General features: G+C 51.4%; 20 protein-coding genes. All 20 read left to right on the top strand.

What is annotated here, in order from left to right:
• The first annotated feature begins 109 nt into the window (after nt 1-109).
• Nucleotides 110-760, top strand: coding sequence for a 50S ribosomal protein L3 (gene rplC, locus NFR90_RS07695; RefSeq protein WP_160335499.1), 651 nt, complete (start codon nt 110-112; stop codon nt 758-760).
• 10 nt (nt 761-770) lie between these two features.
• Entirely contained in the window at nt 771-1,391 is a 621-nt protein-coding gene (gene rplD, locus NFR90_RS07690; protein WP_160335500.1) for a 50S ribosomal protein L4, read from the top strand.
• Nucleotides 1,388-1,684, top strand: coding sequence for a 50S ribosomal protein L23 (gene rplW / locus NFR90_RS07685; protein WP_160335501.1), 297 nt, complete (start codon nt 1,388-1,390; stop codon nt 1,682-1,684). The genes rplD and rplW overlap by 4 nt, the downstream gene beginning before the upstream one ends.
• On the top strand, nt 1,684-2,511 hold the full coding sequence (gene rplB, locus NFR90_RS07680; RefSeq protein WP_160335502.1) for a 50S ribosomal protein L2: 828 nt from the start codon (nt 1,684-1,686) through the stop codon (nt 2,509-2,511). Before rplW ends, rplB begins: the two co-directional genes overlap by 1 nt.
• A 10-nt stretch (nt 2,512-2,521) precedes the next feature.
• The gene (gene rpsS / locus NFR90_RS07675) at nt 2,522-2,806 is read left to right on the top strand and encodes a 30S ribosomal protein S19 (RefSeq protein ID WP_160335503.1); all 285 of its coding nucleotides are present in this window, start codon (nt 2,522-2,524) and stop codon (nt 2,804-2,806) included.
• 5 nt (nt 2,807-2,811) lie between these two features.
• On the top strand, nt 2,812-3,156 hold the full coding sequence (gene rplV / locus NFR90_RS07670; RefSeq protein WP_160335504.1) for a 50S ribosomal protein L22: 345 nt from the start codon (nt 2,812-2,814) through the stop codon (nt 3,154-3,156).
• 10 nt (nt 3,157-3,166) lie between these two features.
• Nucleotides 3,167-3,964, top strand: a complete 798-nt coding sequence (gene rpsC / locus NFR90_RS07665; protein WP_251452029.1) for a 30S ribosomal protein S3 — start codon at nt 3,167-3,169, stop codon at nt 3,962-3,964.
• Nucleotides 3,964-4,380: a 50S ribosomal protein L16 gene (rplP, locus tag NFR90_RS07660; RefSeq protein ID WP_160335506.1), complete on the top strand. Its 417-nt coding sequence runs from the start codon at nt 3,964-3,966 to the stop codon at nt 4,378-4,380. The genes rpsC and rplP overlap by 1 nt, the downstream gene beginning before the upstream one ends.
• A gap of 12 nt (nt 4,381-4,392) precedes the next feature.
• On the top strand, nt 4,393-4,587 hold the full coding sequence (rpmC, locus tag NFR90_RS07655) for a 50S ribosomal protein L29 (protein WP_160335507.1): 195 nt from the start codon (nt 4,393-4,395) through the stop codon (nt 4,585-4,587).
• Nucleotides 4,584-4,841: a 30S ribosomal protein S17 gene (rpsQ, locus tag NFR90_RS07650; RefSeq protein ID WP_160335508.1), complete on the top strand. Its 258-nt coding sequence runs from the start codon at nt 4,584-4,586 to the stop codon at nt 4,839-4,841. Before rpmC ends, rpsQ begins: the two co-directional genes overlap by 4 nt.
• A gap of 269 nt (nt 4,842-5,110) precedes the next feature.
• Nucleotides 5,111-5,479 carry a 50S ribosomal protein L14 gene (gene rplN / locus NFR90_RS07645; protein ID WP_160335509.1) on the top strand — a complete coding sequence of 123 codons (369 nt, stop codon included), beginning with the start codon at nt 5,111-5,113 and terminating at the stop codon, nt 5,477-5,479.
• 12 nt (nt 5,480-5,491) lie between these two features.
• Complete coding sequence (gene rplX, locus NFR90_RS07640) at nt 5,492-5,812, top strand: 50S ribosomal protein L24 (RefSeq protein ID WP_251452026.1); 321 nt, start codon at nt 5,492-5,494, stop codon at nt 5,810-5,812.
• 13 nt (nt 5,813-5,825) lie between these two features.
• Entirely contained in the window at nt 5,826-6,365 is a 540-nt protein-coding gene (gene rplE / locus NFR90_RS07635; protein WP_160335511.1) for a 50S ribosomal protein L5, read from the top strand.
• Between the two features lie 14 nt (nt 6,366-6,379).
• On the top strand, nt 6,380-6,685 hold the full coding sequence (rpsN, locus tag NFR90_RS07630; protein WP_160335512.1) for a 30S ribosomal protein S14: 306 nt from the start codon (nt 6,380-6,382) through the stop codon (nt 6,683-6,685).
• Nucleotides 6,686-6,700: 15 nt separating this feature from the next.
• A complete protein-coding gene (gene rpsH, locus NFR90_RS07625; protein WP_160335513.1) occupies nt 6,701-7,096 on the top strand; it encodes a 30S ribosomal protein S8 in 396 nt (131 codons plus the stop codon).
• Nucleotides 7,097-7,110: 14 nt separating this feature from the next.
• Nucleotides 7,111-7,644, top strand: coding sequence for a 50S ribosomal protein L6 (gene rplF, locus NFR90_RS07620; protein ID WP_160335514.1), 534 nt, complete (start codon nt 7,111-7,113; stop codon nt 7,642-7,644).
• Nucleotides 7,645-7,664: 20 nt separating this feature from the next.
• The gene (gene rplR, locus NFR90_RS07615) at nt 7,665-8,030 is read left to right on the top strand and encodes a 50S ribosomal protein L18 (RefSeq protein ID WP_251452033.1); all 366 of its coding nucleotides are present in this window, start codon (nt 7,665-7,667) and stop codon (nt 8,028-8,030) included.
• Between the two features lie 11 nt (nt 8,031-8,041).
• A complete protein-coding gene (gene rpsE, locus NFR90_RS07610) occupies nt 8,042-8,560 on the top strand; it encodes a 30S ribosomal protein S5 (protein WP_160335515.1) in 519 nt (172 codons plus the stop codon).
• A gap of 13 nt (nt 8,561-8,573) precedes the next feature.
• A complete protein-coding gene (rpmD, locus tag NFR90_RS07605; protein WP_160335516.1) occupies nt 8,574-8,753 on the top strand; it encodes a 50S ribosomal protein L30 in 180 nt (59 codons plus the stop codon).
• 13 nt (nt 8,754-8,766) lie between these two features.
• Nucleotides 8,767-9,213: a 50S ribosomal protein L15 gene (gene rplO, locus NFR90_RS07600; protein ID WP_251452024.1), complete on the top strand. Its 447-nt coding sequence runs from the start codon at nt 8,767-8,769 to the stop codon at nt 9,211-9,213.
• The last annotated feature ends 15 nt before the right edge of the window (nt 9,214-9,228 follow it).

Genomic DNA, 9,228 nt, shown 5'->3' with positions numbered 1-9,228 from the left:
AAGGATTTTTTCGTTGTAGAATCGCCTTCTTTTCGTGATCACCTAATGTCTTTTAAGGTGATTTTTTCTAAACTAGTCCCGGCCAATCGCAGCTGGGGTGGAGATAATAATGAGTGAGAAGCTCGGCCTCGTCGGTCGTAAGATCGGCATGACGCGCATCTTTACCGAGGATGGTGTGTCTATTCCGGTAACAGTGCTCGATGTGTCGAACAACCGCATTACACAGGTAAAAACGGTTGAGACTGACGGCTACAATGCAGTGCAAGTCGCCTACGGCTCCAAGAAGCCGTCGCGTGTGAGCAACCCTCTGAAAGGCCAGTTTGAAAAAGCTGGTGTTGAAGCAGGTTCCGTGCTCAAAGAATTCCATGTTGAAGAAGATAAGATTGGCGAAATGAAAGTTGGCCAGACTCTTCCGATTTCCATGTTTACTGAAGGTCAGAAAGTTGACGTTACAGGAACAACAATCGGTAAGGGATTTGCCGGCGCTATCAAACGTCATCACTTCTCATCCAATCGTGCCAGCCACGGTAACTCCGTGTCTACAAACGCTCCCGGTTCTATCGGTAACCGTCAGGACCCGGGCCGCGTATTCCCAGGCAAGCGCATGGCAGGTCATTTAGGTGACGTGCAGCGCACAACTCAGAATTTAGTTATCGCCCGTGTTGATGCTGATCGTCAGCTCATCATGGTTCGCGGTGCCGTTCCCGGTGCCAGCGAAGGCGAAATTGTTATCCGTCCGGCCGTGAAGGCCAAAGCCTAAGGAGCGATTAATGGAACTGAAAGTCTTAAACGATCAGGGCCAGCAGACCGCTACTCTTGCGGCTGCCGATTCCCTTTTCGGTCGTGAATACAATGAAGCTCTGGTTCATCAGATCGTTGTTGCCTATCAGGCCAACGCTCGTCTCGGAACCCGTGCGCAGCTTACTCGTGAAGCTGTTCATCACTCCACACGCAAACCCTGGCGTCAGAAAGGTACAGGCCGTGCCCGCGCCGGTATGTCTTCCTCGCCGGTTTGGCGCGGAGGCGGCAGAGCTTTCCCGAACACACCTGATGAAAACTTCACACAGAAAGTTAACAAGAAGATGCTTAACGGCGCCATGGCCTGCATTTTCTCCAAGTTAGCTCAGGACGGACGTCTTGTTGTTGTGGACTCCATCGATGTTGACACTCCCAAGACAAAGAACTTTGCCAACAAGCTTAAGGCAATGGGTCTCGGCAGCGCTCTGATCATTACAACAGAGCTGAGCGAGAATCTTGATCTTGCCAGCCGCAACCTGAAGAACGTTTGGGTTGTTGAGCCGCGTTATGCTGATCCTGTTTCTCTGGTTCACTTTGATTCTGTTGTCGTTACAAAACAAGCTATTGCTAAGCTTGAGGAGATGTGGGGATGAGCCAAGATTTCCTTTACAAAGTAATTCTCGGTTCTGTTGTCTCTGAAAAGGCGACAAGAATCGGTGATAAGCACAATCAGTACATCTTCAGCATTGTTCCTGAAGCAACTAAAGAGGATGTCAAGGCCGCCGTTGAATTTCTTTTCAAGGTAAAAGTATCCGGCGTTCAGATCGTGAACATCAAAGGCAAGCAGAAACGCAACGGTCGTTTCCCCGGTAAGCGCAGCGACGTTCGCAAAGCTTATGTCTGCCTGGCCGACGATCAAGAAATTAACTTCGCAGAGGTGAAGTAATGGCTCTGGTTACACTTAAACCTACATCTCCCGGCCGCCGTCACGCAGTTAAGGTTGTCAACAACGAACTGCACAAAGGCAAGCCGTATGCTCCGCTGGTTGAAAAGAAGAACCGCGGATCCGGCCGCAACAACTTCGGCCGTATTACCGTTCGTCATCAGGGCGGCGGTCACAAGAAAGCGTATCGTATTATTGACTTCAAGCGCGACAAAGACGGAATTCCCGCTATTGTTGAACGCATCGAGTACGATCCGAACCGTTCTGCGAACATCGCTCTTGTTCTGTACAAGGACGGTGAACGCCGCTACATTCTCGCACCGAAAGGCCTGAAAGCCGGTGACGAAATCATGAGCGGTCAGGAAGCCCCGATCAAAGTCGGCAATACACTTCCGCTTCGCAACATTCCGGTTGGTTCCACGATTCACAACATCGAAATGAAGCCGAAGAAAGGCGGTCAGATGATCCGTGCTGCCGGTGCTTTTGCACAGCTTCTGGCTCGTGAAGGCGCCTATGCTCAGGTTCGTCTTCGTTCTGGTGAAGTTCGCCGCGTTCTTATTGAATGCCGTGCGACAATCGGTACCGTCGGCAATGAAGAAAACAGTCTTCGTGAACTCGGCAAAGCCGGTGCCAAGCGTTGGCGCGGTATTCGTCCGACCGTTCGCGGTGTTGTAATGAACCCGGTTGATCACCCGCACGGTGGTGGTGAAGGCCGTACCGGTACCGGTCGCGCGCCTGTCACACCTTGGGGTCAGCTCACCAAGGGTTATCGTACTCGTAACAACAAGCGCACAGACAACATGATTGTGTCTCGTCGCTATCGTAAGTAAGGGGGCCTGAATGTCTCGTTCGCTTAAGAAGGGACCGTTCGTCGACGGATCCTTACTGAAGAAGGTCGAAGCCGCCCAAGCCGGTCGTGACAAACGTCCGATCAAGACTTGGTCTCGTCGTTCGACAATTCTTCCTGAATTTATCGGTCTTACCATTGCTGTCCACAACGGACGTCAGCATGTGCCGGTATTTATTAATGAAAACATGGTTGGCCACAAGTTGGGTGAGTTTGCTCTTACCCGTACTTTCAAGGGCCACGCAGCTGATAAGAAGGCTGCTCCAGCTAAGAGGTAAGAATAATGGAAACCACAGCAATCGTACGTGGAGTTCGCCTCTCGGCTCAGAAAGGCCGTTTGGTTGCGGATCTTGTTCGCGGTAAACCCGTTGACAAGGCCCTGAACATTCTTTCTTTCACGCAGAAGAAGGCTGCTGGCATCATCGGCAAAGCGCTTCAATCTGCCATTGCCAATGCCGAGCATAATGACGGCGCTGATATTGACGATCTTCGCGTTACTTCCATCTATGTTGAGAAGGCCGCCACACTTCGTCGTTTCTCCGCCAGAGCCAAGGGCCGCGGCGCTCGTATCGGTAAGCAGACTTGTCACATCTATGTGACAGTCGGCGATACACCGGCTAAGAAATAATAGGTGAACCATGGGACAGAAAATTAATCCGACAGGCTTTCGCCTTCCTGTAACACACGACTGGACATCACGTTGGTATGCTACAGGCCGCGATTTTGCCCGCACACTGGCAGAAGACCTCAAGGTTCGTGAATTCCTGGGCAAGAAGCTCAAGAACGCATCCGTTGGTCGTATTCTCATCGAGCGTCCCGCTAAGAACGCTCGCATCACCATCTTCTCCGCTCGTCCGGGCATGGTGATTGGCAAGAAGGGTGAAGATCTTCAGGTTCTGAAGAACGAACTCTCCAAGATGATGAGCGTACCTGTACACGTCAACATTGAAGAAGTTCGTCGTCCTGACTTGGACGCTCAGCTGATTGCCGACGGCATTACTCAGCAGCTCGAAAAGCGCATTATGTTCCGCCGCGCGATGAAGCGCGCCATGCAGAACGCCATGCGCCAGGGCGCTCTTGGTATCAAGATCATGTCTTCCGGTCGTTTGAACGGTGCTGAAATCGCCCGTACCGAATGGTATCGTGAAGGTCGTGTTCCTCTGCACACTCTTCGTGCCGACATTGACTACGGTTTCTCCGAAGCCAATACCACATACGGCATTATCGGTGTGAAGGTTTGGGTTTACAAAGGCGACAATACTGCCAAGGATCTTGCAGCTGAAGCTGCTGCTCCGGCTGATCGTGAAGATCGCCGCAATCGTCGTCCGGGCAAGCCGAACAACCGCCGCGGCCGCAAACCCGCTGACGGAGAAGGCAAGCAGGCTCGTGCTCCCCGCAAGGCCGCCGAAACTGCTGCTAAGGAAGGAGAAGAATAATGCTGCAACCAAACAGAACCAAGTACCGTAAGGACCAGAAGGGCCGTAACTATGGTTTGGCTCAGAGAGGCGCAAAGGTCTCCTTTGGTCAGTTCGGTCTGAAAGTTACCGAGCGCGGTCGTCTGACAGCTCGTCAGATTGAAGCTGCTCGTCGTGCCATCACCCGCCACATTAAACGCGGCGGCCGTGTATGGATCCGTGTGTTCCCGGACAAACCTATTTCCTCTAAACCCGCTGAAGTTCGTATGGGTAACGGTAAAGGTAATCCGGAATACTGGGTTGCATTAGTGCAGCCGGGTCGCGTGATTTATGAACTGGACGGCGTTGATGAAGCGCTGGCTCGTGAGGCTTTCCGTCTTGCCGCAGCCAAGCTTCCTCTGAAGTCTATGTTCGTTACACGCCAGATTGGCCAGTAAGGAGAGTGCAGAATGAAAGCCAAAGATTTACGCGCTATGGACGAAGCTGCGCTTAACAAAGAACTGCAGGACCTTCTGAAAGCACAGTTCACACTGCGTCTGCAGAAGTCCCATCAGCAACTTGAAAATACGAGCATGATTCGTAAGACACGCCGCGACATCGCACGCGTCCGCACAATTCTTGCTCAGAAGGCAGCGACGAAATGAGCGAAAACAAACTTACACGTACCCTGATCGGTAAAGCTGTTAGCACCAAGATGGACAAGACAGTTACTGTTCTTGTTGAACGCAAGGTTAAGCATCCGATCGGCAAGATCGTCGTCAAGAGCAAGAAGTATCATGTTCATGACGAAAACAACGACGTTAGAGAAGGCGACATCGTCGAGATCTCTGAAACCCGTCCGATTTCCCGCACGAAGTCCTGGACAGTTTCCAAGATCATCGAACGCGCAGTCATCTAATTGTAAAAAAATAATTTAATTTTCTTAGAGAGCTTGCAAAGATATCCTTAATTGGATATACTTGCGGCTCTCTAAGTTTATTTATTTGGAAAGTTCTTTCCGTTTAATAAGTTAGAGGTTCACTGGGGTTCCGGTTCTTTTGAACAACCTGCCCCATAAAAGCAGGTATCTGTGAGACTGGATTGGAAACTCTTCTCCCGGACGGGACCAAAACTGGCCGAGCATAGCGAATCGCTATGACCTCGGAATAAGTTGGAATATTAAAAACCATGATTCAGATGCAATCTAATCTGGACGTCGCCGACAACACCGGTGCTCGTTCAGTGCAATGTATTAAAGTGTTGGGCGGCTCCAAGCGCCGCTACGCCAATATTGGCGACATTATCAAAGTGACCGTCAAAGAAGCGGCCCCCCGCGGTCGTGTCAAAAAAGGCGAAGTCTACAGTGCTGTTGTAGTTAGAACTGCTAAGGGTGTTCGTCGTCCTGACGGTTCCTCCATCAGCTTTGACGGCAACGCTGCTGTCCTGCTTAACAACAAACTGGAACCGATTGGAACACGTATCTTCGGACCGGTTACGCGCGAACTGCGTACCGAACGCTTCATGAAGATCGTTTCTCTGGCTCCTGAAGTTCTTTAAGGAGAACACAGAATGCAACGTATCCGCAAAGGTGACGAGATTATCGTCATTACCGGCCGTGATAAAGGCAAAAAAGGCACGGTGACTGCTGTTCACAGCGACGGTAAAGTCGTTGTTGAAGGCATCAACATCGTTAAGAAGCACGTCAAGCCGAACCCCATGCTGGGTCAGGCCGGCGGCATTATGGACAAGACGCTTCCCATTGACGGTTCCAACGTCATGCTCGTCAATCCGAAGACCGGTAAGGGCGACCGCATCGGTTTCCAGGTTGTTGACGGCAAGAAAGTACGCGTCTTCAAGAGTGACGGTGCCGTTGTCGGCGCCAAAGCATAAGAGGTCGCAGTAAATGTCTCGTTTTTTCAATAAATATCGTGACGAAGTGGTTCCGGCCCTGACAAAACAGTTCGGTTACAAAACCGAAATGCAGGTTCCCCGCATCACAAAAATCACACTGAATATGGGTGTCGGTGAAGCTGTCAATGACAAGAAGCTTATTGACCACGCTGTTTCCGACCTGACCAAGATTGCTGGTCAGAAGCCTGTTGTTACCAAGACTCGTAAGGCTATCGCCAACTTCAAGATTCGTGAAAACATGCCGATCGGCTGTATGGTCACGCTTCGCGGCGAGCGCATGTATGAATTCCTTGACCGTTTAGTCACAATCGCTTTCCCGCGTGTTCGTGACTTCCGTGGTGTTAACGCTCGTGCCTTTGACGGCCGCGGCAACTACAACATCGGTCTGAAGGAACAGATTATTTTCCCGGAAATTGAATACGACAAGATCGACAAGCTCCGCGGACTTAACATCAGCATTACGACAACTGCTAAGACGGACGAAGAAGCCAAGGCACTTCTGGCTGCCTTCAAATTCCCGTTCCGTAACTAAGCGAGGTGATTTAATTGGCTAAACTCGCACTTATCAATCGTGAACTCAAGCGCAAAATGTGCGCTCAGAAGTTTGCTGCTAAACGTGCCGCTCTGAAAGCGGTTATTAACGATGCTACCCGCTCGATGGAAGAGCGCATGGAAGCCCGCATCGCACTTCAGTCTCTGCCCCGTGACGCAAGTCCCTGCCGTCAGCGCAACCGCTGCGGCATCACCGGTCGTCCCCGCGGTACATTCCGCAAATTCGGCCTAGCCAGAGGCAAGATCCGCGAAGCGGCTATGCATGGTGACATTCCCGGCCTGACTAAGGCCAGCTGGTAAGCGAGGAGATTACAAATGAGTATGAGTGATCCGATCGCCGACATGCTGACCCGTATCCGTAACGGTCAGATGGTCGACAAAACGGAAGTTACAATGCCTTCTTCCAAGCTGAAGGTGGCGATTGCAAAGGTTCTTGAAGACGAAGGCTACATCTCCGGTTATTCCGTTGACGCCAACGAAGGCAAGCCCGTTCTTCATATTGGTCTTAAATATTATGCCGGCCGTCCTGTTATCGAAACAATCGAACGTGTTTCGAGACCCGGACTGCGTGTATACAAGAATCACGAAACGATTCCTCAGGTCATGAACGGCCTTGGAATTGCGATCATTTCCACACCGAAAGGCGTGATGACTGATCGCAAAGCTCGTGAAGCTGGCATTGGCGGCGAAGTCATCTGCTACGTTGCCTAAGCTAGGAGAATACTATGTCACGAGTTGCTAAGATTCCCGTCACCCTCGGTAAGGGTGTTGAAGCCTCGATCGCTGACGGCGTTATCACCGTCAAAGGTCCGAAAGGCACGCTTACTCAGAAGCTTGACGCTTCTGTTGAAGTGAAGGTTGAGAACGGCCACGTTTACTTCAAAGCTCTTGAAGAAACGAAGCAGTCCAACGCAATGAGCGGTACGCTCAGAGCCCTTGTTAACGCGATGAACATCGGCGTTACAGAAGGCTTCACAAAGAAACTGACTCTGGTCGGTGTTGGTTACCGTGCTCAGGCTCAGGGCGACACCCTGAATCTGAACCTCGGTTTCTCTCATCCGGTTGCTCACAAGATGCCTGCCGGCATTAAGTGTGAAACCCCGACTCAGACAGAGATTCTGATTCACGGCGCCGACAAACAGAAAGTCGGCCAGGTTGCTGCAGAAATTCGCAGCTATCGTGCTCCTGAACCCTATAAGGGCAAGGGTGTTCGCTATGCTGATGAAGTTGTAGTGATCAAGGAAACTAAGAAGAAATAAGCGGGCGGAGGCTTAAAGTGATCGACAAGAAACAAAATCGTCTGCGTCGTGCGCGTGCCACGCGTGCCCGCATTAAGAGCATGAAGGTTAATCGCCTGACTGTTCATCGTACAAATCTGCACATTTACGCTCAGATCATTTCTGCCGACGGCAAGAATGTTCTGTGCTCTGCCTCTACGGTTGAGCCGGAAGTCCGTGCTCAGCTGGCAGGTGTGTCCGGCAAGGGCGGCAACGTCAACGCTGCGAAGATTATCGGTACACGCATTGCTGAGAAAGCAAAGGCTGCCGGAATTGAAAGCTGCGCTTTTGACCGCGCCGGTTATCGTTTTCATGGCCGTATCGCCGCGCTTGCAACAGCAGCGCGCGAAGCCGGTCTCAAGTTCTAAGGAATAGCTAAATGGCAAAACAAGCTAAAGGCCCCATGGCTGAAGAACAGGATGACGGCATTCGCGAAAAAATGATTGCTGTCAATCGCGTCACCAAAGTTGTTAAAGGCGGTCGTATTCTCGGCTTTGCTGCTTTAACAGTAGTTGGCGACGGCGACGGCCGTATCGGTATGGGCAAGGGCAAGTCCCGTGAAGTTCCTGTTTCCGTCCAGAAAGCGATGGATCAGGCTCGCCGCAGCATGGAAAAGATTCCTCTTCGTGACGGAACCATTTACCACGCTGTTGAAGGCCATCACGGCGCTTCCCGCGTGATGCTTCTTCCGGCTCCCGAAGGTACCGGCGTTATTGCCGGCGGTCCGATGCGTGCTATTTTCGACGTAATGGGTATTCGCAACATTGTTGCCAAGTCTCATGGTTCCTCGAACCCCTACAACATGGTTCGTGCCACCATTGACGCTCTCAACAATCTGCGCACCCCGAGCGAAATTGCTGCTAAGCGCGGCAAGACCGTTGAAGAAATCATCGGTTAATCAGGAGTGTTAAATGGAAAAGAAAACAGTTAAAGTGACTCTGGTCAAGAGCCCGATCGGCTGCAAGAAAGCCCATCGCCAGACTGTTCTTGGTCTCGGTCTGAAGAAGATTCGTCAGACACGCGAACTTGAGGACACTCCTGCCGTACGCGGCATGATCAGCACTGTCTCTTACCTTGTTCGTGCTGAATAATTGAGGATTAGAAATGAAACTTAATACCATTCAGCCGGCTGCAGGTTCCAAGAGCGCAGTCCATCGCGTTGGTCGCGGTGTTGGAAGCGGTTGGGGCAAGACTGCCGGCCGCGGTCACAAAGGTCAGAAGTCTCGTGCCGGCGGATTCCACAAAGTTGGTTTCGAAGGCGGCCAGATGCCTCTGCATCGTCGTCTGCCGAAGCGCGGCTTCACTTCCTGGACTCATGAATTCGTTGCTGAAGTTCGCTTGAGCGACCTTGAAAAGCTGGGTCTGGAAGAGATCAACCTCGGCGATCTGATCAATGCAAATGTGATCAAATCCAATTCGAAGGATGCTCGCGTTATTCTCTCCGGAGAAATCAAGCGCAAAGTTATTCTTCGCGGCATTACCGCTACTAAGGGTGCGAAGGCTGCTATTGAAGCTGCCGGCGGATCCGTTGTTGTGGAAGCTGATAAATAATTTGAGATAAGGAAT

This window comes from Parasutterella muris, assembly GCF_943193095.1.
Classification (GTDB): domain Bacteria; phylum Pseudomonadota; class Gammaproteobacteria; order Burkholderiales; family Burkholderiaceae_F; genus Parasutterella; species Parasutterella muris.
This window is presented reverse-complemented; position numbering and strand designations above follow the sequence as displayed.